Annotated in this window: 29 protein-coding genes, 1 tRNA gene and 1 pseudogene; 15 read left to right on the forward strand and 16 right to left on the reverse strand. The window is 61.9% G+C overall.

What is annotated here, in order from left to right:
• The 6 genes and pseudogenes from B5G43_RS05900 to B5G43_RS05925 form a co-directional block, all read right to left on the reverse strand.
• Positions 1-436 (reverse strand): annotated as a pseudogene (locus tag B5G43_RS05900) (hypothetical protein); the annotation flags it as partial.
• Positions 433-708: a hypothetical protein gene (locus B5G43_RS05905; RefSeq protein ID WP_087259548.1), complete on the reverse strand. Its 276-nt coding sequence runs from the start codon at positions 706-708 to the stop codon at positions 433-435. The pseudogene B5G43_RS05900 and the gene B5G43_RS05905, both read right to left, overlap by 4 nt.
• A 4-nt stretch (positions 709-712) precedes the next feature.
• Positions 713-934: a hypothetical protein gene (locus B5G43_RS05910; RefSeq protein WP_087259549.1), complete on the reverse strand. Its 222-nt coding sequence runs from the start codon at positions 932-934 to the stop codon at positions 713-715.
• Complete coding sequence (locus B5G43_RS05915; RefSeq protein ID WP_087259550.1) at positions 934-1182, reverse strand: hypothetical protein; 249 nt, start codon at positions 1180-1182, stop codon at positions 934-936. Before B5G43_RS05915 ends, B5G43_RS05910 begins: the two co-directional genes overlap by 1 nt.
• Before the next feature lie 60 nt (positions 1183-1242).
• Positions 1243-1689, reverse strand: coding sequence for a helix-turn-helix transcriptional regulator (locus B5G43_RS05920; protein ID WP_087259551.1), 447 nt, complete (start codon positions 1687-1689; stop codon positions 1243-1245).
• Between the two features lie 24 nt (positions 1690-1713).
• Complete coding sequence (locus B5G43_RS05925; RefSeq protein WP_158097368.1) at positions 1714-1923, reverse strand: helix-turn-helix transcriptional regulator; 210 nt, start codon at positions 1921-1923, stop codon at positions 1714-1716.
• A gap of 84 nt (positions 1924-2007) precedes the next feature.
• Between B5G43_RS05925 and B5G43_RS05930 the strand changes: the two genes are divergently transcribed.
• Positions 2008-2202, forward strand: coding sequence for a hypothetical protein (locus tag B5G43_RS05930; RefSeq protein WP_087259553.1), 195 nt, complete (start codon positions 2008-2010; stop codon positions 2200-2202).
• 14 nt (positions 2203-2216) lie between these two features.
• Here the strand turns inward: B5G43_RS05930 and B5G43_RS17290 are convergent, their stop codons facing one another.
• Positions 2217-2381 carry a hypothetical protein gene (locus tag B5G43_RS17290; protein WP_158097369.1) on the reverse strand — a complete coding sequence of 55 codons (165 nt, stop codon included), beginning with the start codon at positions 2379-2381 and terminating at the stop codon, positions 2217-2219.
• Positions 2382-2476: 95 nt separating this feature from the next.
• On the opposite strand from B5G43_RS17290, the gene B5G43_RS17030 reads away from it, so the two are divergent.
• Positions 2477-2794: a hypothetical protein gene (locus tag B5G43_RS17030; RefSeq protein WP_140397507.1), complete on the forward strand. Its 318-nt coding sequence runs from the start codon at positions 2477-2479 to the stop codon at positions 2792-2794.
• A gap of 164 nt (positions 2795-2958) precedes the next feature.
• On the opposite strand, the gene B5G43_RS05935 is transcribed toward B5G43_RS17030, so the two are convergent.
• Entirely contained in the window at positions 2959-3171 is a 213-nt protein-coding gene (locus B5G43_RS05935; protein WP_087259554.1) for a helix-turn-helix transcriptional regulator, read from the reverse strand.
• A 158-nt stretch (positions 3172-3329) separates the two neighbouring features.
• Between B5G43_RS05935 and B5G43_RS05940 the strand changes: the two genes are divergently transcribed.
• The 5 genes from B5G43_RS05940 (at position 3330) to B5G43_RS05960 (ending at position 7406) form a co-directional block, all read left to right on the forward strand.
• On the forward strand, positions 3330-3707 hold the full coding sequence (locus tag B5G43_RS05940) for a helix-turn-helix transcriptional regulator (protein WP_087259555.1): 378 nt from the start codon (positions 3330-3332) through the stop codon (positions 3705-3707).
• Positions 3700-4116 carry an ImmA/IrrE family metallo-endopeptidase gene (locus B5G43_RS05945; protein ID WP_087259556.1) on the forward strand — a complete coding sequence of 139 codons (417 nt, stop codon included), beginning with the start codon at positions 3700-3702 and terminating at the stop codon, positions 4114-4116. Before B5G43_RS05940 ends, B5G43_RS05945 begins: the two co-directional genes overlap by 8 nt.
• A gap of 37 nt (positions 4117-4153) precedes the next feature.
• A complete protein-coding gene (locus B5G43_RS05950) occupies positions 4154-5638 on the forward strand; it encodes an exonuclease domain-containing protein (RefSeq protein WP_087259557.1) in 1485 nt (494 codons plus the stop codon).
• Between the two features lie 21 nt (positions 5639-5659).
• Positions 5660-6172, forward strand: coding sequence for a hypothetical protein (locus B5G43_RS05955; protein WP_087259558.1), 513 nt, complete (start codon positions 5660-5662; stop codon positions 6170-6172).
• A 133-nt stretch (positions 6173-6305) separates the two neighbouring features.
• Positions 6306-7406 (forward strand): site-specific integrase, encoded by a 1101-nt coding sequence (locus B5G43_RS05960; protein WP_087259559.1) that lies wholly within the window; start codon positions 6306-6308, stop codon positions 7404-7406.
• A gap of 183 nt (positions 7407-7589) precedes the next feature.
• Here B5G43_RS05960 and B5G43_RS05965 read toward each other — a convergent pair.
• Positions 7590-7674 (reverse strand) — tRNA-Leu (locus B5G43_RS05965).
• Positions 7675-7836: 162 nt separating this feature from the next.
• Here B5G43_RS05965 and B5G43_RS05970 point away from each other — a divergent pair.
• Both B5G43_RS05970 and B5G43_RS05975 read left to right on the forward strand, forming a co-directional pair.
• On the forward strand, positions 7837-8289 hold the full coding sequence (locus B5G43_RS05970) for an ATP-binding protein (RefSeq protein WP_087259560.1): 453 nt from the start codon (positions 7837-7839) through the stop codon (positions 8287-8289).
• 94 nt (positions 8290-8383) lie between these two features.
• A complete protein-coding gene (locus B5G43_RS05975) occupies positions 8384-9697 on the forward strand; it encodes an alpha-amylase family glycosyl hydrolase (protein WP_087259561.1) in 1314 nt (437 codons plus the stop codon).
• A gap of 82 nt (positions 9698-9779) precedes the next feature.
• Here the strand turns inward: B5G43_RS05975 and B5G43_RS05980 are convergent, their stop codons facing one another.
• From B5G43_RS05980 to B5G43_RS05990, 3 genes are read right to left on the reverse strand one after another with little or no spacing between them, the layout of a single operon-like run.
• Positions 9780-11666: an ABC transporter ATP-binding protein gene (locus B5G43_RS05980; RefSeq protein WP_087259562.1), complete on the reverse strand. Its 1887-nt coding sequence runs from the start codon at positions 11664-11666 to the stop codon at positions 9780-9782.
• An 18-nt stretch (positions 11667-11684) separates the two neighbouring features.
• Entirely contained in the window at positions 11685-13427 is a 1743-nt protein-coding gene (locus B5G43_RS05985) for an ABC transporter ATP-binding protein (RefSeq protein ID WP_087259563.1), read from the reverse strand.
• Positions 13424-13888, reverse strand: a complete 465-nt coding sequence (locus B5G43_RS05990; protein WP_087259564.1) for a MarR family transcriptional regulator — start codon at positions 13886-13888, stop codon at positions 13424-13426. Before B5G43_RS05990 ends, B5G43_RS05985 begins: the two co-directional genes overlap by 4 nt.
• Positions 13889-14055: 167 nt before the next feature.
• Between B5G43_RS05990 and B5G43_RS05995 the strand changes: the two genes are divergently transcribed.
• A complete protein-coding gene (locus B5G43_RS05995) occupies positions 14056-14940 on the forward strand; it encodes a LysR family transcriptional regulator (protein WP_087259565.1) in 885 nt (294 codons plus the stop codon).
• 48 nt (positions 14941-14988) lie between these two features.
• Here B5G43_RS05995 and bilS read toward each other — a convergent pair whose 3' ends face one another.
• The 4 genes from bilS to B5G43_RS06015 form a co-directional block, all read right to left on the reverse strand.
• Positions 14989-15465: a flavodoxin family protein BilS gene (gene bilS / locus B5G43_RS06000; protein ID WP_087259566.1), complete on the reverse strand. Its 477-nt coding sequence runs from the start codon at positions 15463-15465 to the stop codon at positions 14989-14991.
• Positions 15462-16574: a bilirubin reductase gene (bilR, locus tag B5G43_RS06005; RefSeq protein WP_087259567.1), complete on the reverse strand. Its 1113-nt coding sequence runs from the start codon at positions 16572-16574 to the stop codon at positions 15462-15464. Before bilR ends, bilS begins: the two co-directional genes overlap by 4 nt.
• Positions 16532-16981, reverse strand: a complete 450-nt coding sequence (gene bilQ / locus B5G43_RS06010; RefSeq protein ID WP_087259568.1) for a bilirubin utilization transcriptional regulator BilQ — start codon at positions 16979-16981, stop codon at positions 16532-16534. The genes bilR and bilQ overlap by 43 nt, the downstream gene beginning before the upstream one ends.
• A 115-nt stretch (positions 16982-17096) precedes the next feature.
• The gene (locus B5G43_RS06015) at positions 17097-18446 is read right to left on the reverse strand and encodes an MATE family efflux transporter (protein ID WP_087259569.1); all 1350 of its coding nucleotides are present in this window, start codon (positions 18444-18446) and stop codon (positions 17097-17099) included.
• A 140-nt stretch (positions 18447-18586) separates the two neighbouring features.
• Between B5G43_RS06015 and B5G43_RS06020 the strand changes: the two genes are divergently transcribed.
• The 5 genes from B5G43_RS06020 to B5G43_RS06040 all read left to right on the forward strand — a co-directional run bounded on the left by B5G43_RS06020 (position 18587) and on the right by B5G43_RS06040 (position 23216).
• Positions 18587-18850: a TIGR03905 family TSCPD domain-containing protein gene (locus B5G43_RS06020; protein ID WP_087259570.1), complete on the forward strand. Its 264-nt coding sequence runs from the start codon at positions 18587-18589 to the stop codon at positions 18848-18850.
• Entirely contained in the window at positions 18847-19665 is an 819-nt protein-coding gene (locus tag B5G43_RS06025) for an alpha/beta hydrolase (protein ID WP_087259571.1), read from the forward strand. The genes B5G43_RS06020 and B5G43_RS06025 overlap by 4 nt, the downstream gene beginning before the upstream one ends.
• A 154-nt stretch (positions 19666-19819) precedes the next feature.
• Entirely contained in the window at positions 19820-20566 is a 747-nt protein-coding gene (locus B5G43_RS06030; RefSeq protein ID WP_087259572.1) for a DUF4358 domain-containing protein, read from the forward strand.
• Between the two features lie 91 nt (positions 20567-20657).
• Positions 20658-22058 carry an MBOAT family O-acyltransferase gene (locus tag B5G43_RS06035; RefSeq protein WP_087259573.1) on the forward strand — a complete coding sequence of 467 codons (1401 nt, stop codon included), beginning with the start codon at positions 20658-20660 and terminating at the stop codon, positions 22056-22058.
• 21 nt (positions 22059-22079) lie between these two features.
• On the forward strand, positions 22080-23216 hold the full coding sequence (locus tag B5G43_RS06040; protein WP_087259574.1) for a DHHW family protein: 1137 nt from the start codon (positions 22080-22082) through the stop codon (positions 23214-23216).
• Positions 23217-23222 lie beyond the last annotated feature (6 nt).

Below are 23222 nucleotides of genomic sequence, written 5' to 3' on the forward strand. Positions count from 1 at the left end.
GTAGGGGGGAATATAACTGGTCAGTAACTGTTTCCTTATTACATTTCACCGAATGGGGAAATGGCTGTCCCGGTTCGGTGAAATGCATTTCCCCGTTTGGTGAAATGGGAGGCGCACTGAGCCCATAGGTCTCCAGGACAGCGTCGGAGAGGGCGTACCAGAGGGTGCGGTCGGTCTTGTCCTCGCTGAAATTGCCCGAGAGGAGGGCCCCCTGCTCCCGCAGCCGCCCGGTGATGCGCTCGATCTGCCGCTTGCTCCAGAACGGGAAGAGCTTCGTCAGGGCCTCCAGGGTGTTGTAGGTCCAGGTGCGCCCCTCGTGGAAGTGGCGGCCGTTGGCCTGGTTCTTGGCCACCCAGAAGGCCATGGCGTGGAGGAAGATGGCCCCGTCCACGCCGTACTCTGAGGCCAGCTCGGCGTTGAAGTGGAACTCCATCACGGGGGATCACTCTCCCCCCGGCTCTCGTAGGCGATCAGGGTCACGCCGTCCAGATCCTGTTCCAGCGCGCAGGACGAGCCGTCTTTGGCCAGGACTCGCCGGATCTCCTGCCCCAGCAGGTCCGGCTTATGCAGGAGAATCTCGATCTTGTCCCCCTGCCACCGGTCAAAAGCCAGCCGGATGCTGATGATATCCCGGTCCAGCTCCATGGCATGTACGGCGGAGCGGAGCATCCGCAGCGCCCCGGCCAGATCTTCTATCCGCTTGTCCATGGTATTACCCCCTCCCGTTGGAAACGGCCTCGCGGAAGGCATTCAGGGCGCCCATCCGCTCCCGCAGCCGCTCCTCGGCATAGGCCAGGCAGGTCCGCTGGACCTCCGGGTCCAGCTTCAGGTCCTCCCGGGCCCACACCTCCACGTTGCCCTCCGCGTCACAGACGGCGGCGTGCAGCGCCGTGAAGATGGCCGCCACGGCCTCTTTGCTCAATCTGACATTCATCAACACATCCCCCTCAGTTCCACCAGGCGCTTGGCCACCTGGTCGGTGTCATATTTCTTCATCCGCCCGATCTGAGTGGGCAGGATACCCAGCTCCTGCGCGGCCTGCCGGGCAGAAGTACGGGACCGGTACCCCAACTCCTCCCGAAGCTCCTCCAGGGTCATCATGCCGCCGTAGCGATCGCGGAGAATGGTCCGCTTTTCGCGGATCTCACTTGCGATCCGCGCATTGTTGTGATATACTGCCATATGTAGTCCTTTCTGCCGTCTCCGGGTCTGCTACACCCGGGGGCGGCCTTTTTTATTGGCTCAGCTTCCTCCGGCGCAGCGCAGCTCCAGGGCGGCCTCCACGATCTCGCCCAGGTCCTCCATGATGGCGTCGAACTCCACCCGCTCGCTGGTGTCGATCACGTTGTCCTCGGCGATGCGCAGCAGCCGCCGGTCGGCGTGAGAATCGGCGAAGTCGAAGATCCGATTGACCAGCTTGGTAGTAGCCTCAATGACGGAGCGCTGCTCCACCTCCGGCACCACAGAGCGGTAGACCACGTTGTTCTCCTGCATGTGCTGAAAGCACAGGTTCAGCGAGTTGTACAGAATGGACATGAGCTGCACCACATTGTCCGGCGGCGTCCGCTGGCCGGTCTCGTAGGCGCGGATGCTCTCCACGCTGATGCCCAGGCGCTCGGCAGCCGATTCCTGGGTCAAACCGGCACCCCGGCGAGCGTTTTTGTAGATATTCCAGCATTCTCCCGGCATGGTAAAACCTCCTTCTTGGGTGTATCATTGGTCCATCGACCCGCCCGGCGGGTTGCGCCCACAGAGCGCATCCAGGGAGACGCCATACAAATCAGCCAGGGCCAGCAGGGAAGCAAGCCCGGGCTGCCGGGCCCCGCTTTCCCACATACAGACAGCGGCTTTGGTGACGTGGGCTGCTTGGGCAGCCTGTGAAAGCGTCAAGCCCCGCATCTCCCGCAGTTCTTTGAGTCGCACTTGTTTCCCTCCTTCCCGGTTGCCCTTTCTGGGTGATTGTGGTATCATTCACATTGAGTGAACACAAACAGGGAGGTGAATTACTTGACAGTCCATGAGTTAGACAAACGACTAGGGGCAGCACTTGATAACTTTGCTTCTGAAATGCAGGCTCAATATGATGATTACAGCAAAGAGCACGCAGTAAAGGGAGATATCGCGGAATTATCAAGGCAGACCTTCTATGCACTGAATGAGTTCAGAAAAGAAATTATCTCCTATCTCAATGCGCAACAGTAATGTCACAGAGGCCGTCAGGTACTGCTGGCGGCCTTCTCCTCCCCCAGCTTGATTTCTACTTGCACGCCAAGGTACGAGATATCCCTTTGGAGCCGCTTGATTGCTTCGATGTGTTCTAAGAGTTCACGCGCATTTTTCTCTGCTTGGTCCAAGTTTTGGATCGTAATCTTTGCGAGCATTCTCTTCCCTCCTTTCGTTTACCACACGTTAATCATAATCGTTCACAATACGAGAGGTAACGATGACGACAAAACGTCGGATTTGGTGATATACCATGATAAGTAACGAAGAAAAGGCCTTCCTCCGCTGGCTGAGCAAACAACCTGACCCTGTTTCTCATAGTACAATGAGCGACTTATCCGCCCCCGAGTACTCCTCTCATCGCGTTGATTCACTCTATAAAGGCGGATATCTTTCAAGGTCTCTTTCCGTAGAAAACGGCGAAATCACCGGGCTATACACCGTTAGTGATAAAGCTCGTGCAACCTTGCAGGAAAGCACAAAGCTCTCACATGAAAAGATCGCCGAATGGGTTCGCTACATCATTACAACAGCGATAGCCGTCATTGCTCTGATTCGCACGTTTCTTTGAGCTGCCCAGGGTGATCCGGCACCCGGATCACTGCGGTGCAACACTCCAAAATGAGGCAAGGCTCCCCCGTATATGTCTCCAGTCTCTTGCGAAGCTTTTCTCTCGCCTCTGGGGCAATCTCAGCATCAAATGCAAATACAAGCACATTTCCACCCCCCCTCTCGCTAGGTCTCGCCTGGCGGGTTGCGCCCGAAGAGGGCGTCGATGGAGCAGCCAAACACATCGGCCAGCTCCGGGAGCTTCGCGGCGTTGGGGAGGATCGAACCGTTTTCCCACATTGCCACGGTGGAGCGTCCCACTCCTACGGTCTGTGCCAGGGTCTTTTGAGAGATCCCGTGCTCTTCCCGGATCGTTTTGAGCTTGAGCAAGGTTGTCATGCGGTGTCACCTCCCTGTAATGTCACTCCCAATATGTCATGTATCGTGACATTACTATAACACCGCCAGCCAGTTATGTCAATACTAATGACATTTATTTTTTGCAATCCCCTTTCCGTGTCATTCTAAATGACATATAATTGGCATGAGGTGACAGTATGAACAGAATCAAGGAATTACGTACTGCCCAGACCCCAAAAATGTCGCAGGATAAGCTGGGAAAGCTGGTTGGCGTGGGCCGCACCACCGTCACCATGTGGGAAAACGGCTCCAATGAGCCGGACAACGCCACGCTGGTCAAACTGGCGGAGATCTTCGGCGTGTCTGTTGACTATCTTCTGGGGAAAAACCCGGAGCCCCCCTCCCCTTCCGGAAGCGGGACAGCCCCTGCGGACCAGGAGCAGCTCATGGCCGCCTTCTGGGGCGGCGATCAGGACCTCACCGACGAGGACAAGGAGGCCATGTGGGCGGACGTGAAGAACTTCGCCGCCTTCATCGCCCAGAAGAAAAAACAGGAGAAGCAGCAGCATGACTGATCTCATTGGCCTGTACGACTATGCGGAACAGCATGGCGTGGAGGTCTACTGGTTCACCATGGACAACGCCGAGTCCCTGTCCATGATGGACCCGGAGGGGCAGTGCTATGTGGCCATGGACCCGTGGCGCCTGGGCAGCCTGGCCGAGGAGCGCACCAAGCTGGGGCATGAGCTTGGTCACTGTGAGACCGGCAGCTTTTACAACGAGTACGCCCCTCTGGATGTGCGCCAGAAGCACGAAAACCGCGCCACTCGCTGGGCATATAAAAAGCTCATCCCGGAGGATGAGCTGAAGAAGGCGCTCCGTCATGGGTATCGGGAACCCTGGGAGCTGGCCGAGTATTTCGATGTGACCGAGCCGTTCCTGCGGGGCGCGCTGGACTACTACCGCATGGCGGCCGGGCTGTAAACTGTGTCCAAGTCGGACACCGAAAGGGGACACGATTATGTTCCATGTGTTTAAAACGTTGTTTCGGAAGCAGCCCGAACATACCGAACCGGAACCCGCCGCCATCCACGTTTCCCCGGTACCTGTTCCAGAAGAAACGCCCGTTGAATCGCTCCAGCCCTGTCCGGAACCTGCATCAGAAGAAGTCCCCGTTGAATCCGCCCAGCCGGCTTCCGCACCAGAGCCCGTAGAGGATACCCCGGCTCCGGACTGCTGCAAGTGGGATCGGAAGCAGCCTGAACATGCCGAACCGGAACCCGCCGCCATCCACGTTTCCCCGGTACCTGTTCCAGAAGAAACGCCCGTTGAATCGCTCCAGCCCTATCCGGAATCTGCATCAGAAGAAGTCCCCGCTGAATCCGCCCAGCCGGCTTCCGCACCAGAGCCCGCAGCGGAACCACCGGTTCCGGACTGCTGTAAGCGGGAGTGGAATATCAACTTTGACCGGGTCTATAGCCGCCAATGGGAGTTCGACTTCCCGAACGGCTCCCCGGACGAACCAGACGGCGAGGACGAGGTTGTCCCTTCCCCTTCCGCCGCTCCTACCCGCCCATCCCCCGCCGCTCTGCCCGAGCTGCCACGCGCCTATGTGGTCCTGGACTTTGAGACCACCGGGCTCTCTCCGGAACGGGACTGCATCCTTGAGATCGGCGCCGTCAAATACATGGACGGGAAAGAAGCGGCGGTCATGAACAGCTTTGTAGACCCTCAGCGTCCGATTTCCCCGGAAATCACGCGGATCACCGGAATCACCGACCAGGACGTTGCCGGAGCCCCTACGCTCCGGCCTGCCGTGGAATCTCTGCACCAGTTTATGGACGGACTTCCCATCGTGGCTCACAACGCCGGATTTGACCTCAGTTTTCTGGCTGCGGCCTATCGCACCCTGGGCCTGGAACCGGATTTCACCTATCTCGATACGCTGGAGCTGGCCCGCCGTGCGTTTCCTGACGCCCCCAATCACAAACTGTCTACGCTCATTCAGTTCTTGTCCATTGACGACACGCAGGCGCACCGCGCATTGTCCGACGTTCGTCAGACCCACGCCCTGCTCTGTCGGTGCGCGGCGGTCCCGGGAACGAAGCTAAACCTGAAGTGTTTCCCAGCCAAGCCATACCAAAAACGCCGCTCCAGCTCCTCTGGCCACTCCAACTTTTCGCCCAAAGACATCGTTTGTACCTGCGAATCTCTGGATGAGTCCCATCCACTGTTCCAAAAGCGGATCGTCTTTACCGGTGAGCTTTCCCTGAGCCGTCAGCAGGCCGCGCAGATGGCGGCAGATGTGGGGGCGCTGGTCAAATCCGGCGTCTCTGGAAAAACCGACTATCTGGTGGTGGGGACGCAAGATCTGGCGCTGGTTGGCGCGGACGGTATGAGCAGCAAAGAGGAAAAGGCCTATGCCCTGAATCAGGCGGGCAAGGCACACATCAAGATCATCCGCGAACAGGAGTTCATCGACCTGGTTCGCGCCGTGGAGGTTTGAGCTTTGGAAGGACAAATTTCTTTGACTGATCTTTCTACCGGGCCGGAGGCCCAGGAGCTGGCCTGGCTGGAGAACACTATGCCCGCTATGCGCGCCGCCGTGGAGAGCCGCGGCGGCATCCCGGACCTGCTGGTACGGAGCGCCGTCAAGTCCTACACCGCGGTGGCGTTCTGTAACTTCACCGTATTCCGCCTTCGTCTGCGGGGAAAGCAGCCCTACCTCTCGGTCCCCCTGCTCTTCTCCGACCTGATCCCGGAGGGCGCCCCTCAGAAAAGGGTGAGTTCTGAGCCCAAGTACATCCGTCTTTTGATCGACGAGGCGCATCCCATTGACTTCTATGCCCCCTTCCTCACCCAGATCGCGGGCGCCACGGTGGACCGCTATCCCAAGGAGTGGGACTGCTGTTCCCGCTATCTGGAGTGCAGCAACGCCGGCAGCTGTACACACCCGGACAAAGCCTTTGCCATGCAGTGCGGCTACCGCAAGATCCTGAGCAGCGGACGCATTTTCTTTGGCGAAAAGCGGAACGTGTGAGATCATCCACAAGAGGAAAAAGCGGGAGCCGTACAAGAACCGTTACTGAGCCAAAAAAGACCCGGGGCTCCGGCCCCGGTCTCTTTCAACGCTCGCAATAGAACATTTGTATTATACCAGAAAGGAGGATCACATGGGGAACTACATCCGCAAGACCGCCCGCTACAACGGGAAGAAGTACGAAGCCACCGGAAAGACCGAGCTGGAGGCTCTCACTAAGCTGGCCGAAAAGCTCTCCGCCGCCAAACGCGGGGAGGAAGTGCTGGGCGGGTCCATGACCGTGGACGCCTGGTATCACCAGTGGAAAGCCACGTATAAGGACCCTATGGGCATGACTGAAAAGTCTCTTGGCATGTATGATGAGAAGTATACTGGGTATATCAAACCCGCCATCGGGCGCTTAAAGCTGAAGGACGTGCGGGACGTCCACCTCCAGCGGCTGCTGAACAGTCAGGCGGGCATGAGCTATTCTCATGTGGAGAAGCTGCGACGGGTGCTGAAGGGGATGTTCTCCCGGGCCCGGAAGTCCCGTCTGATCCCTTACGACCCCTCGGAGGATCTGGAGCTCCCTGCCGTCCATCAAGGCTCGCACCGCAGCCTTACCGAGGAGGAACGTGCGGTGCTGCTCCGGGTAGCAGAGACCCATCCGTCGGGGTTATACATCCTGACACTGCTCTACACCGGGATGCGGCCTGGCGAGGCAGCGGCCCTCAACTGGGCCGACGTGGACTTTGAGCACGGAGAAATCCACATCCATGCGGCGCTGGAGAGTGGATCAGGCCGTATCAAAGGGCCAAAGACCAAGGCCGGTGTCCGAGATATTCCAATCCACGCCGCTCTGTTGCCGCGGCTCCATGCGGCCCGCGGTAAGCCTTTCGACCCGGTATTTCCCAGCCCACAAGGACACCGGCTTAATTCCAATAGCCAGTACCGGCTCTGGAAAACCTTCCGACGTGCTATGGATATTGAGATGGGCGCGGAGGTATATCGGAACAAGGTGGTCAAGTCGGTAATCGCCGACGATCTGACGCCCTATTGCCTGCGGCACACGTTTGCCACCGACTGCGCCCGTGCCGGGGTCCCGCTGGAGACAGTGCGGTGGTTCCTTGGTCACGAGGACATCTCCACCACGGCGAATATCTACCAGCACCGTGACGCCACTGCTCTGCGTGCCGGAATGGATCTGCTGGATAGAGCTGGTGGAAAAGGTGGTGGAAAAGCTAATATCGGATAGCTCTGTCTCTTAGAACTGCAATATATTCCTGATATTAACACTCCCGCTTCCCAAGCTGAATATGAGGGTTCGATTCCCTTTACCTGCTCCAGAAAAAAGACACGACTTGCGTCGTGTCTTTTTTGTCTGCTGCGCTGCCCTGGATAAAAAATAAGCAGACACGAAACATCGTGTCTGCTTATTTGGTGCGGATGACGGGACTTGAACCCGTACGTCGATTGACACACGCCCCTCAAACGTGCCTGTCTACCAGTTCCAGCACATCCGCGTGAGGTCTTAATCAAGACCGCTAGATTATTATAGCGAGCCTTCGCCCATTTGTCAACCGCATTTTGCAGGTTCCCATAAAATTTTTTCCACCTTGCCCGGGCCCTCCCCGTCCTGTATACTGAGAGTATCTCAACACGCCCCAGCGGCACGGAGGTGCGCCATGTTTGACGTCAGACACATCGAGCGCTATCGGGAGAACGGCCATCTGGAGGCCAAGCTGGCCACGGGAGGGCTGCCCCGCAGCATCTGGGAGACCTATTCCGCCTTTGCCAACACCTGGGGCGGGCTGATCCTGCTGGGTGTGGAGGAGCTGGAGGACCACTCCCTGCGCATCCAGGGCCTGCTCAACGCCCAGGAGATGCTGGAGGAGTTTCTGGCTCTCGTCCGGGACCCCAAGGTGGCCAGCGCCGACCTGGTGGGTGAGAAGGGCGGCGAAGTGGTGCCCACCGCCCAGGGGGACATCCTGGTCCTGCGCATCCCACCTGCCCCCCGGAACCTGCGCCCGGTGTACGTGGGGGGCGACCCCTACCGCGGCTCCTACCGGCGGGAGGGGGAGGCCGACCTCCACTGCACCGCCGAAGAGGTGGCGGCCATGCTGGCCGGGCGGGACTAAAATACTTTGCATCCCGTTGTATTTTTCCTCCAAGTCTGTTATACTACCTTTGTTGAAAACGCAGCATACCATAGCGATTTGGAGGTAATGGATTATGTGGTTTGACGAGGCTGTCCTGTATCAGATCTATCCCCTGGGCCTGTGCGGCGCCCCCCGGGACAACGACGGTGTGACCGAGCACCGGATTCTGTGCATCCTGGACTGGGTGGAGCACATCCGCGCCACAGGGGCGGACACCGTCCTCTTCAATCCGCTGTTCGAGAGTGACCGTCACGGCTACGACACCCGGGATTTCCGTAAGGTGGACTGCCGCCTGGGCACCAACGAGGATTTCAAGCAGGTCTGCGACGCGCTCCACGCCGCCGGTCTGCGGGTGATGCTGGACGGCGTGTTCCACCATGTGGGCCGGGGCTTCTGGGCCTTCCGGGACGTGCAGGAGCGCCGGTGGGACAGCCCCTACAAGGACTGGTTCCACATCAGCTTTGACGGCAACTCCAACTACAACGACGGCTTCTGGTACGAGGGCTGGGAGGGGCACATGGAGCTGGTGAAGCTCAACCTCCAGAACCCGGCGGTGGTGGAGTACCAGTTCGAGTCCATCCGCCAGTGGGTGGAGGAGTTCGGCATCGACGGCCTGCGCCTGGACGTGGCCTACTGCCTGACACCAGAGTATCTGAAGCAGCTGCGGGCCTTCACCAACTCCTTGAAGCCCGACTTCGTCCTGGTGGGCGAGACCCTCCACGGCGACTATAACCGCTGGATGAACGACGAGATGTGCCACTCGGTCACCAATTACGAGTGCTACAAGGGCCTCTACTCCAGCTTCAACTCCATGAATCTCTTCGAGATCGGCCACTCCCTGGCCCGGCAGTTCGGGCCGGAGCAGTGGACCCTCTACAAGGGCAAGCACCTGCTGTCCTTCCTGGACAACCACGACGTCACCCGCATCGCCTCCATGCTGGAGCGGAAGGAGCACCTGCCCCTGGCCTACGGCATCCTCTTCGGCATGCCCGGCGTGCCCGCCGTGTACTACGGCAGCGAGTGGGGCATGGAGGGCCGCAAGGAGTCCGGGAGCGACGACGCCCTCCGCCCGGCGGTGGAGCTGCCCCAGTCCAATGAGCTCACCGCCTGGATCGCCAGGCTGGCCGCCGCCCGGAAGAGCAGTCCGGCCCTGTGCTATGGCAATTACCGCAACGTGGTGCTCACCAACCGGCAGATCATCTTTGAGCGATGCGCCGACGGCGAGCGGGTGCTGGTGGCGGTGAACGCCGACGACGCGCCCTATGTGGCCCACTTCGACGCCGGATGCGGCATGGCGGTGGACCTCATCACCGGCGCGCCCCACGACTTCGGCGGCGGCAGCGAGCTGCCTCCGTACAGCGTGGCGTTTTGGAAGATGGAGCGCTGAGGAGCTTCCTCCCTCCCCGGCGCGCAGAAAAAGAGCCCCGGCTTTTGAAAAGCCGGGGCTCTTTTGTGCTCTGTTTGGACAATCAAGCCGGTTCTTCGGCGAAATTGCCGGTGTAGAGGCGGTAGTAGGTGCCCTTCTCCTCCATGAGCTGGTCGTGGGTGCCCCGCTCGATGATGCGGCCCTGGTCCATGACCATGATGCAGTCGGCGTTGCGCACCGTGGAGAGCCGGTGGGCAATGACGAAGGTGGTGCGCCCGGTCATGAGGGCGTCCATGCCGTCCTGGACCAGCTTCTCGGTGCGGGTGTCGATGGACGAGGTGGCCTCATCCAGGATGAGCACCGGCGGGTCGGCCACGGCGGCCCGGGCGATGGCAATGAGCTGGCGCTGGCCCTGGGAGAGGTTGGCGCCGTCGCCGGTGAGCATGGTGTCATATCCGTCGGGCAGGCGGCGGATGAAGCCGTCGGCGTTGGCCAGCCGGGCGGCGGCCATGCACTCCTCGTCGGTGGCGTCCAGGCGGCCGTAGCGGATGTTCTCCAGAACGGTACCGGTGAAGAGGTGTGTGTCCTGGAGGACGATGCCCAGGCTGCGGCGCAGGTCCGGCTTCTTGATCTTGTTGATGTTGATGCCGTCGTAGCGGATCTTGCCGTCGGCGATGTCGTAGAAACGGTTGATGAGGTTGGTGATGGTGGTCTTGCCCGCGCCGGTGGCGCCCACAAAGGCGATCTTCTGGCCGGGCTTTGCCCACAGGCTGATGTCGTGGAGGACCAGCTTCTTCTCGTCATAGCCGAAGTCCACGCTGTCAAAGACCACGCCGCCCTCCAGGCGGGCATAGGTGATGGTGCCGTCGGCCTTGTGGGGGTGCTTCCAGGCCCAGGTGTTGGTGCGCTCTCCGGCCTCGGTGAGGGTGCCGTCGGCGTTCTCCTTGGCGTCCACCAGCTCCACATAGCCCTCGTCTTTCTCGGGCTCCTGGTCCATGAGCTCAAAGACACGGGAGGCGCCGGCGGCGGCGGTGACCACGAAGTTGATCTGCTGGCTCACCTGGGTGATGGGCTGGGTGAAGCTCTTGTTGAGGCCCACGAAGGTGATGACGGTGCCCAGGGTCACGCCGGCCAGGTCGTTGATGCCCAGGATAGCGCCCACGATGGCCACCAGGGCGTAGCTCAGCCAGCCGATGTTGGCGTTGATGGGCATGAGGAGGTTGGCGTAGCGGTTGGCCTTGTCGGCGCTCTCCCGCAGGGCCTCGTTGACCTGGTGGAAGTCGGCCTTGGCGGCCTCCTCGTGACAGAATACCTTGACCACCTTCTGGCCGTCCAGCATCTCCTCGATAAAGCCGTCCACGATGCCCAGGTTCTTTTGCTGCTGGGCGTAGAAGCGGCCCGAGAGCTTGGAGAAATTGGAGGTCACCACCAGCATCACCGCCGCGGTGAGCAGGGAGATGACGGTGAGGGCGGGGTTCAGGAGGATCATGGTCACCAGCGTGGCGGCCATGGTGATGGTGGAGTTGATGATCTGGGGGATGCTCTGGCTCATCAGCTGCCGGAGGGTGTCCACGTCGTTGGTGTACACCGACATGATGTCGCCGTGGGCGTGGGTGTCGAAGTACTTGATGGGCAGGGACTCCATGCGGCGGAACAGGTCGTTGCGCAGGCGGCGCATGGTGCCCTGGCTGATGGTGACCATGATGCGGTTATAGCCGTAGCTGGCCGCGATGCCCAGGAGCAGCAGGACCACCAGCCGCAGCAGCGCCTGGCCCAGGCCGCTGAAATCGGTGGAACCGGCGTTCATCATGGGCACGATGTAGTCGTCCACCAGGGTCTGGGGGAAGGTAGCGCCCGCCACCGTGGCGATGGCGGAGATCAGGATACACAGGATGACCAGCACGAAGGCCAGGCGGTAGGAGTGGAGCATGTAGCGCACCACCCGCTTGAGGACCGCCATGGAGTCACCGCGGGATACATTCGGTTGCATATGGTTTCCCTCCTTCTGTTACGACGCGCTCTGGTCGAAGTCGCCGCCGCCCTTGATCTGGGAGTCGTAGATCTCCCGATAGATGGCGTTGCTCTCCAGCAGGTGCTCGTGGGTGTCAAAGCCGTCGATGCGCCCGTTGTCCAGCACCAGGATGCGGTCGGCCCCCTCCACGCTGGAGATGCGCTGGGCGATGATGATCTTGGTGGTGCCGGGGATCTTTTGGGCAAAGGCTGCCCGGATGCGGGCGTCGGTGGCGGTATCCACGGCGCTGGTGGAGTCGTCCAGGATGAGCACCTTGGGCTTCTTCAGCAGAGCCCGGGCGATGCACAGGCGCTGCTTCTGGCCGCCGGAGACGTTGGCGCCGCCCCGCTCGATGCGGGTGTGGTAGCCGTCGGGGAAGCGATCGATGAACTCGTCGGCACAGGCCGCCTTGCACGCCTCCACGCACTCGGCCTCGGTGGCGTCGGGGTTGCCCCAGCGCAGGTTCTCCAGGATGGTGCCGGAGAAGAGGGTGTTCTTCTGGAGCACCACCGACACCTGGTTGCGCAGGGCCTCCATGTCGTACTGCCGCACGTCCAGGCCGCCCACCTTCACCGCGCCGGAGTCCACGTCGTAGAGCCGGCAGATCAGGTTCACCAGGCTGCTCTTGCCCGAGCCGGTGCCGCCGATGACGCCGATGGTCTCGCCGGACTTGATGTGCAGGTCGATGTCGGTGAGGGCGTTCTTGCCCGAGCCGTGCTTGTAGGAGAAGCTGACGTGCTCAAAGTCGATGGAGCCGTCGGCCACCTTCTCCACAGGGTCGGCCGGGTCGGCCAGGTCGGGGGTCTCGTTCAGGACCTCGCTGATCCGGCGGACGCTGGCCATGGACATGGAGATCATGACCACCACCATGGAGAGCATCATGAGGCTCATCATCAGGCTCATCACGTAGCTGAAGAGGCTGGTCAGCTCACCGGAGGTCATGGTGCCGCCCACGATGAAGTGGGCGCCCATCCAGGACACCATGATGATGCAGAAGTACACCGCCAGCATCATGGCGGGGCTGTTGAAGGCCAGCAGGCCCTCGGCCTTGACGAAGAGGCGGTACAGGTTGGAGGAGGCCTTGGAGAACTTCTCGTTCTCATAGTCCTCCCGCACAAAGGCCTTCACCACCCGGATGGCGGACACGTTCTCCTGGACGCTGGCGTTCAGGTCATCGTACTTGCGGAACACCTCGTTGAAGATCTTCATGGTCACCGCCATGATGCACCCCAGCACCGCCACCAGGAACACCACCGCGATGAGGAAGGTGAGGCTCAGCTTGGGGCTGATGATGAGACACATGATGTAGCTGAACACCAGCATCAGCGGCGAGCGCACGGCGATGCGGATGATCATCATGAAGGCGTTCTGTACGTTGGTGATGTCGGTGGTCATACGGGTGACCAGACCGGGCACACTGAATTTGTCGATGTTGGAAAAAGAGAAGGTCTGGATGTTGTTGTAGATGGCCTCCCGCAGGTTGGCCGCCAGACCGGCGGAGGCGCTGGCGGCACATTTTCCGGCCAGGGCGCCAAAGACCAGGCTCAGCGCGGCCAGGACCACCATCAGGATGCCGTAACGGTAGACCACGGAGAGATTGGCGGCCTCCAGGCCCTTGTCGATGATGATGGCGGTGATGAAGGGCAGCAGGATCTCCATCACCACTTCCAGCGCGGCCATGGCCACGCACAGCAGGGTGTCCCGCCGATAGCGCCCCAGCTGATGCAAAACGGTTTTCACAGTGTTACCTCCTTATTTGTCATTTCCCCCGTCTGGGACAGGTTGTGCAGCATCTTCTTCTGCATCCGGTCCAGCTCGGTCAGTTCCTCCGGGGTGAAACGGTCGTACAGTCGGGCCTGCACCGCCTGGATGGAGCGATCCAGCGACTCCTGGACCGCCCGGCCCTTTTCCGTGGCGAAGAGCAGCTTGCGCCGGTCGTCCCCCGCGCAGCGCTCCACCCGCACGTACCCCTTCTCCCGCAGCCGCTTCACCAGCCCGGAGAGCGAGGCCATGGAGTAGCCGAATTCCCGGTGGATGGTCGTCAGCGACGCACCTTCCTCCGAGTGGCAGAGGATGTAGAGCAGCATGTGGGCCTGCATGGCGGTCAGCCCCTTCTGGGCCAGCACTTCATTGGCCCGCAGTTCCAGCTGAATGCTGATCTGCCGGTTGTCCCGGGCCATGGTGTCCCGGTCCGCTTCCATTTCCGCTCACCTCATTTCAATTGTTTGGAACAGAACTGTTTGGGTCCGTACATTTTTATAGCACAAAGAAGCTTGCATGTGAAATTCAAATCTGCTATATTCAATAAAAAACTTGTATTGATTCTCTACATAATACAAAAGGCCCCCCGGGGCCGGGAGGTGTTTTTATGAATACCACACAGCTGGAGTGCTTTATGGCCGTATCCAATTTTCTGAACTTTTCCCGGGCGGCGGAACATCTGCGCATCACCCAGCCCGCTGTCAGCCACCAGATCAGCACTCTGGAGGACGAGCTGGGGGTAAAGCTCTTCCACCGCACCAGCAAGAGCGTGCGTCTGACGCCGGAGGGCTACCTCTTCACCCAGTACGCCGGGGAGATGCTGAAGCTGGCGGGGCTGTCCAAGGCCCGGCTGAAGGAGTGTCTGTCCGACCTGCCCGCCCGGCTGGGCATCGGCTGCCGCAACACCATCGAGCTGCGCATGCTGCGTCCGGTGCTGGCCCGGCTGCGGGAGGAGCGGCCGGAGGTGATGCCCCTGCTGCGGCTCATCCCCTTCGACTCCCTGGAGAACCAGCTCAGCGAGGGGGAGCTCCAGCTCATCTTCTCCTTCCAGGAGTCCGCGTCCAAAAAGGCCCGTTACCACGAGCTGCTCCGCTGTCCGGCGGTGTGCGTGTGTGCGCCGGACCACCCCCTGGCGGAGGAGCCCTTCCTCACGGTGGAGCGGCTGCGCAGCGCCGGGGCCATGGCCGCCTGCCGCCCGCCCATCTGTCCCCCTGCCCTCTTCCCCATCCAGTCGGAGGTGCTGGCCGGCCGGCCTCCCCACCAGGTCTTTTTCTGCGACGATCTGGAGGCCGCCTTCACCCTGGCCGAGGCGGGCTATGCCCTGGCGGTGGTCCCCGATCTGCCCGGGGCGCGGCTGCCGGGACTGCGGTACATCCCCCTCCCCGAGTTCGAGCCCCTGTCCTTCGGCGCGGTGTACCTCCCCGGTGAGCGCACCCCCGCCCTGCGCGCCCTGCTGACCCTGCTGGAAGAGGTGCTGCGCTCTGCCCAATAAACAAAGACCGCGCCCCCGGAGTTTCCGGGGGCGCGGTCTTTTTCGTATTTACAGGGCGGCGCGGAGGGCGTCCAGGTCGGCCTGGTCGGGGTGGCTCAGGGCCCGGTCGAAGTTCTCCAGCATGGCGGTGCGGCGGGGGCTCTCCTCCATGGCGGCGTAGCGGTCCCGCACGGCCTGGGGCATCTTGCCCTGGCACATGAAGCGGCCCACCACAGTGCCGCGGCCCTCCAGATTGGCCTCCACACGACCCAGGATCTGGTCAAAATAGGCGGGCGCGCCGCCAAAGCCCGCGGTGCCGAAGAGGAACACCTGCTGATTAGTCACCTGGTGGAGGAAATTGGCCACGCCCTCGTCACAGGTGCCCTTGTCGGTCCAGAAGCCCACATAGAGCTTTTCTGCCTTCAACGCCTCAGGCGAGGGCTCGCCCCAGTAGATGCACTCCTCTCCCGGCAGGGTGGAGAGCAGGGTGTCGGCCAGGAGTTTGGTATTGCCGGTACGGCTGCTGAACACAATGGCGTAAGTCATTGGGAAACCTTCCTTTCATAGATACAGTGGACGCCCCGGTGGGCCATCATCCCGCCCAGGCACTCTTTGTTGCAGCGGACACAGCGGTGGATCTCCCCCGCCCGTCCGTCAAAAACCTTGTTGGGCCACTCCGGGTCGGCAATGAGCTGCCGACTCATGGCGGCGCAGTCCATGCGGCCCGCTTTCAGCTGTTCCTCGATGAAATCCGGGTCGGTGAGCCCGCCCACGGCGCAGATGGGCTTCTTGGTGAGGGCCCGCACCCGGTCGCAGAAGGGGAGGAAACAGCCCTCCGCGCCGAAAGCGGGGTGCTTGGCCGGGGGGATGGTGTCGGAGAGGTCCGAGTGGTTGGCCAGGGTAATATGGAAGCTGGTGACCCCCGCCTCCTCCAGGAGGGGAACGAACACCGGCAGCTCCTCCACCAGGACCCCGGCGTTTCCGTAATGGGGGTCCTCCTGGCGTACCGCCAGCTTGTAGTCGATGGGCAGCTCCGGGAGTTTTCGGCGGATGGCCGCCACCGCCTCCACCGCGAAGCGGGCCCGGTTCTCGGCGCTGCCGCCGTAGCGGTCGGTGCGGTGGTTAAAGACCGCGGAGCTGAAACTGCCGCACATCCGGTCCCCGTGGACCTGCACCAGGTCGAAGCCCGCCGCCACGGCCCGCTCGGCCGCCTCGCCGAAGGAGGCCGTGATGGCCTCCACCTTGCGCTCGGAAAGGCCGGTGATATAGGGCCCCACCGCGTCGTTGAGGCGCTTGCGCAGGTCATCCGGTCCCAGCCGGTGGGTCAGCATACCGGGTACACATTTCAGCATGGCGCTCAGATCCGAGTCGGACTGGTGGAGCTGGGCGCAGACCTTACAGCCGTGGGCGTGAATGGCCTCGATGAGGCGCTGATAGTGGGCAAAGCCCTTTTGTGTAAAAAGGGACGGACCGAAGCCGTGCTTCCCCACCGGCACGTCGCCGATGATGATCATGGCGCAGCCACCTGCGGCGATACGCGCCAGGCGCTCCACCTGCTCGTCCTCCGGCACGCCCAGGGTGGTGGGGGAAAAGATGATGCGGTTTTTTAACGTCAGTCCGCCGTAGTCGACGGGACTGCTGAGGAGTTCGTACATACAGGGTGCTCTTCTTTCTGAAGTTTGGCCAAGAGGTGGAAAAGCTGCTCCCGCTCGTCTTCGGTGAGGGGACCAAGTACCTCCCGGTCCCAGTCGAAAAAGACCTGGTGGCTCACCTGAAACGCCTCCTGCCCCTTTTCACTCAAATCCAGCCGGTAGGCGCGGCCGGACTTGGTGCGGGTGAGGAACCCCTCCTCCACCAGCCGGGTGACGGTGCGCTGGGAGTGGCCCCAGTCCAGTCTCAGGTCGGCGGTGAGCTGGGCCTGGGTGCAGCTCGGGTGCTTGCCCACATAGATCAGCGGGAACAGGGACCCAAAGTGGAGCCCCAGCTCCTGGAGCCGCCGGGTGGTGTAGGCCGTGAAATCCCGGTGAAGGGCGGTGGTACAATAGGCCAGGGTACGGAACATGGGAGCGTCGCCTCCTTCTCTTGACTAGGTCAAGTATAGCAGATAACTTGACAAAGTCAAGTAATAGTTTTCAAAAACGGAGGGGGCGCGGAATGCGCTCCCCTCCGAAGGTCAGCTATTCGCCGGTGAGCCGGGCCTCGATGCGTCCCCGGCGCAGGGCGTAGTAGAGAAATCCGGCAAAATCCGCCAAAAACCAGCCGATGGGCACCGACCACCAGATGCCAACCACCCCGATGGCGGGAATGGCGGACAGGGCGTAGGCCAGCACCACCCGGGTGCCCAGGGAGATCACCGTGAGGACCACGCTCATCCCCGGCATAGCCACCGCCCGGTAGAGGCCGTACAGGAGGAACAGGCACCCGATCCCCAGATAGAAAGCCCCCTCGATGCGCAAATAGGTAATGCCGATGGCGATGATCTCGGTCTCCTCCGCCTCGACAAAGAGGCCCATCAGCGGCCCGGCCAGGAGGCACACCACCGCCGACACCACCACGCAGAAGGCCACCGCGCACACCACCGCCGAGCGGATGCCCTGCCGAATGCGCTGGGGCTGCCGGGCACCGTAATTCTGGGCGATGAAGGTGGAGAAGGCGTTGCCGAAATCCTGCACCGGCATGTAGGCGAAGGAGTCGATCTTCACCGCCGCGGCAAAGGCAGCCATCACCGCCGGGCCGAAGGAGTTCACCCGCCCCTGGACCAACAGGATGCCGAAATTCATCACCGACTGCTGCACGCAGGTGAGGAGGGAGAACTGGCTGATCTCCGCCAGCCCCCGGCGGGTGAGGCGGAGATGGCGGCGCTGGGGCCGCAGCTGGGGACAGCGCCACACGCCGTAGAGCAGCAGCCCCACCCCGGAGAGGTACTGGGCCAGCACCGTGGCCCCCGCCGCGCCCTGGACGCCCCAGGAGAATCCCACCACAAAGAGGAGGTCCAGGCCGATGTTGCTCACCGCCGACACCGCCAGAAAGACCAGCGGCGCGGTGGAGTTGCCCACCGAGCGCAGAAGGCAGGCCATGAAATTATAGAGGAAGGTGGCCGGGATGCCCCACAGGATCACCCAAAGGTAGGCCCGCATGAGGGCGTAGTTCTCTGCCGGCACCTGCAAGAGGCGCAGGATGGTATCCAGCCCGGCAAAGGAGGCAGCGGTCAGCACCGCCGTCAGGGCCGCAATGAGGAAAAAGGAGGTACACACGCTCTCCCGCAGGCCATCCAGGTCCCCCCGGCCCCACCGGATGGAGAACACCGCGCCGCTGCCCATGGCGAGGCCCAGCAGCACCGAGGTGAGAAAGGTCATCAGGGTGTAGGCCGAGCCCACCGCCCCCAGCGCCGCCGTCCCCAGAAAGCGGCCCACGATGAGGGTATCGGCCACGTTATAGCACTGCTGGAGCAGATCGCCCAGGATCATGGGCAGCGCAAAGCACAGCATAGTGCTGGTCACCGGCCCCCGGGTCAGGTCCCGCTGCATCCTCTCTCCCCCCTTTATCAAAATCCACCGCATTATGATACCCCCGGATGCGGAAAACTGCAATGCCTCTTTGCTTGTCTTTCGGCAAAAAACGTGGTATCATACGCCGTAGAATTTGAAAATCATGGGAGGAACCCAGTATGTTGATCGATTATCAGCCCCAGGGCGTCTGTTCCCGGCGGATGCTCATTCAGGTGGAGGACGGCGTGGTCCAGGACCTCCAGGTCATCGGCGGCTGCCACGGCAACCTCCAGGGCATCTCCGCGCTGGTGCGCGGCATGAAGGTGGAGGATGTGGTGGCGCGCCTGAGCGGCATCCGCTGCGGCGTCAAGCCCACCTCCTGCCCCGATCAGCTCTCCAAGGCCCTGGAGCAGGCCATGCACGGCGCGGAGGATGCACAATGAATTATCAGGTCCGGAATGTGACTGCCCCCGACGGGGCTTCCGCTCCCCTGACCCTCTACCTCTGGGACAACTCGGCGGAGCTGGATGACGGCCTGCTCCGGCCCCTGGTCCTCCTCTGCCCCGGCGGCGGCTATGCCATGACCTCCGACCGGGAGGCCGAGGGCATGGCCCTGCGCTTTGTGGCCATGGGCGTCCACGCGGCGGTGCTGCGCTACTCGGTGGCCCCCGCCCGCTTCCCCACCGCCCTGCACCAGCTCGCCCGGTCGGTGGAGCTCATCCGCACCCACGCGGCGGAGTGGTATGTGGACCCGGAGCGCATCGTGGTCCAGGGCTCTTCCGCCGGCGGGCATCTGGCCGGCTCCCTGGGCGTGTTCTGGAACGCGGATTTCCTGGCCCGGGACCTGGGCACCCCGGCGGAGCTGCGGAAGCCCAACGGGCTCATCCTCAGCTATCCGGTCATTACCTCCGGCCCCTTCGCCCACCGGGGCAGTTTTCAGAACCTGCTGGGCGAGCGGGAGAGCGAACTCTCCGACTTTCTCTCCCTGGAGCATCAGGTGGGCCCCCAGGTGCCGCCCGTGTTCCTGTGGCACACCTTCACCGACCAGAGCGTGCCGGTGGAAAACTCCCTGCTGCTCCTGAGCGCCCTGCGGCAGGCGGGCGTGTCCACCGAGTTCCACCTCTTCCCGGTGGGCCGCCACGGCCTGGGGACCGCCGGTCCCCTCACCGCCGGCCGGGACAACGCCGGGTTCCAGCCGGAGTGCGCCGTGTGGATGGACCTGGCCGAGACCTGGCTGCACAATCTGGGCCGGACCTGATCCGGCTGAGCGCGGACCGCTGTGCGGCCCGCGCTTTTTCCTGGAAAAATTTTTTGCGGTTGCCCGGAACTTTTTCTCGTCCCCCTTCGTCAAAGGCTGTGTGAACCTGAAACGGGTCCCATTTAAATTCAATGACTAAAGGAGTTTTGCCCCTATGAATCCTCGTTTTCTTTCTCTCGCCCTGGCCGGCGCCCTGTCTCTGAGCCTGCTGGCCGGCTGCGGCAGCAACGGCGAGTCCGTTGCCCCCTCGGAGGAGGTCACGCCCCCCCAGGCCAGCGAGAGCGTCCAGCCCTCCGAATCCCCCCTGCCCTCTGAGAGCCTCCAGCCCGAGGTGAGCGAGGAGCCCAGCGCGAGCGTGACCCCCTCTGACGAGCCGGAGACTCCCTCCGCCAAGCCCACTTCCAAGCCCTCCGCCGCTCCCACCACCAAGCCCACCGCGAAGCCGACGGCCAAGCCGACCACGAAGCCCACCGCCAAGCCCACCCCCACTCCCGCGCCCACGCAGGCTCCCGCTGACGCTTCTACTGTTATTAACTCCGTGTGGACCGAGATCTCCAAGAATGAGATGCCCGCCCTCATCGACCTGGACAGCGAAACCCTGCTGGCGGTGTACAGCATCAACTCCTCCGACCTGGAGGCCTACATCTGCAAGATGCCCATGATGGCCACCCACGCCACCGAGTTCTTCATCGCCAAGGTGAAGGACGGCAAGATGGACACTGTGAAGGCCGCCGTGGAGAAGCGCCAGGACGACCTGGAGGCCCAGTGGAGCCAGTACCTCCCCGAGCAGCTGGAACTGGTGCAGAACTACAAGCTGGTGACCAACGGCAATTACATCCTCTTTGCCATCAGCGATTCTGCCGACGCCGCTGTCACCGCCTTTAACACCTATACAAAGTGAGGGAAATCGGTTATACTGTTGTGAGCTGAGCGCCCGGCAGGGTCTCCTGCCGGGCCTCTTCCCTAAGTTCCGATTTTGAGAAGGTGAGTCTTTGGTTTTTTCCAGTCTGTATTTCCTGTTCCTGTACCTCCCCATCGTCCTGCTTGTCTACTACATCACCCCCCTCAAGTGGCGCAACGCCTGGCTGTTGGTGGTGAACCTGGTCTTTTATGGCTGGGGCGAGCCCAAGTACATCGTACTGATGCTCTTCACCATCCTGCTGGACTACTTCGCCGGCCTGGTGGTGGCAAAATGCAAGCAACAGGACAACGACACCGGCGCCAGGATCGCTGTGGCGGTGGCGCTGGTCCTCAATCTGGCCATCCTGTTCTTCTTCAAGTACTGGGATCTGGTGGCCACTACCCTCCAGCATGTGGGCATCGACATGCCGGTCCTCAATCTGGCGCTGCCCATCGGCATCTCCTTCTACACCTTCCAGACCATGACCTATCCGGTGGATGTGTACCGCGGAGACGCTGAGGCCCAGAAAAATGTGATCCACTTCGGCACCTTCGTCACCCTCTTCCCCCAGCTCATCGCCGGCCCCATCATCAAGTACAAGGAGCTGGCCGACCAGATGACCCACCGCACCCACTCCCCGGAGCAGTTCGCCTCCGGTGTGCAGGTGTTCACCGTGGGTCTGGCCAAGAAAGTGCTGCTGGCCAACAACATCGGTAAGCTCTGGGACGTGTACCTGGCCCTCCCCACCGACCAGCTCACCGTGGCGGGCGCCTGGCTGGGGGTGCTGGCCTTCTCCCTCCAGCTCTACTTCGACTTCTCCGGCTACTCCGACATGGCCGTGGGCCTGGGCCGGATGCTGGGCTTTGAGTTCCTGCGCAACTTCAACTACCCCTATATCTCCAAGTCCGTCACCGAGTTCTGGCGGCGGTGGCACATCTCCCTGGGCTCCTGGTTCCGGGAGTACCTCTACATCCCCCTGGGCGGCAACCGGGTATCGAAACCCCGGCTGTTCTTCAACCTCTTCGTGGTGTGGGCCGCCACCGGCATCTGGCACGGCGCCAGCTGGAACTTCCTCATCTGGGGCCTCTACTTTGCTGTTCTGGTCATTCTGGAGAAGGCCTTCCTGGGTAAGGTCCTTCAAAAACTCCCCGCCGCCGTGCAGCATGTGTACACCCTCTTCCTGGTGCTGGTGAGCTGGGCCATCTTCGCCGTGGAGGACTTCGGCCACATGGGGATCTACCTGAAGGCCATGTTCGGCTTCGCCCCCGGCGGCCTCACCAGCCCCAGCGTGAGCTACTACTTCGCCTCCTTCCTGCCCACCCTGCTCATCGGGTGCGTGGCCTCCACCCCCCTGGCCGCCAAGCTGTGGCGCAAGCTGCCGGAGCGCCCCATGAAGGTGGTGCTGCCGGTGCTGGTGCTGACCGGTCTCATCTTCTCCACCGCCTATCTGGTGGACGCCAGCTACAACCCCTTCCTCTACTTCCGCTTCTGATCCGAAAAGGAGGTCAACCACATGTCCAAACGCTACTGTATCTTCCTCAGCGCCCTGTTCTGCGCCTTCCTGGCGGTGTTCCTGGTAGCCGGGGCCGTTATGCCCGACCGCACCTTCTCCCAGATCGAGAACCGCGAGCTCCAGCAGCTCCCCGAGCTGTCGGCCGACAGCGTCCTCAGCAGCAAGTTCATGTCCGACTTTGAGACCTACACCGTGGACCAGTTCCCCGGCCGGGACGCCTGGGTGGACCTGAAGGCCCGCACCGAGAAGGCCATGGGCAAGCAGGAGAACAATGATGTGTACTTCTGCAAGGAGGACACCCTCATCACCCGCTTTGACGAGCCCGATCAGCAGCAGCTGACCACCAACCTGGGCTATGTGGACCAGTTCGCCCAGAAGGCCGGCGTGCCGGTGTACTTCTCCCTGATCCCCGGCGCCGCTGAGATCTGGTCCGACCGCCTGCCCGAGGGCGCCCCCAACGCCAGCCAGAAGGACGTCATCGACCAGGCCGCCTCCACCCTCCAGAACGTGCAGATCTGTGACACCTACACCACCCTGTACGAGCACAAGGATGAGGACATCTACTACCGCACCGACCACCACTGGACGAGCCTGGGCGCCTACTACGGCTACGCCGCGCTGATGGAGGCCATGGGCATCGACCCCGTGCCCCTCTCCAACTACACCAAGACCACCGTGTCCGAGGATTTTTATGGCACCATCTACTCCTCCTCCGGCGTGCGCTGGGTGAAGCCCGACTGCATCGACACCTATGTGCCCGACACCGGCATCTCCGTGGTCTCCCACACCTACGACTCCAAGGGCAACCCCGTGGAGGAGCAGCGGCAGCTCTATGACTACTCCTTCCTCTCCGTGAAGGACAAGTACTCCATGTTCCTGGGCGGCAATCAGTCCCTGGGCGTGGTCACCACCCCCAACACCGATAAGCCCAAGCTGCTCATCATCCGGGACTCCTACACCGACTCCCTGGTGCCCTTCCTCACCGCCCACTTCTCCGAGATCCACCTGATCGACCCCCGCTACTCCAAGATCTCCATCCCCCAGTACATCGCCGACAATGACATCGACGAGGCGCTGGTGCTGTACAGCGTGTCCAACTTCGTCTCTGATAAGAACCTGGTCTGGATCAGCCGCTGATCGCAG

Origin of the sequence: Flavonifractor sp. An92 (genome assembly GCF_002159175.1) — a bacterium.
In the GTDB taxonomy this organism is placed as follows: Bacteria; Bacillota; Clostridia; order Oscillospirales; family Oscillospiraceae; genus Pseudoflavonifractor_A.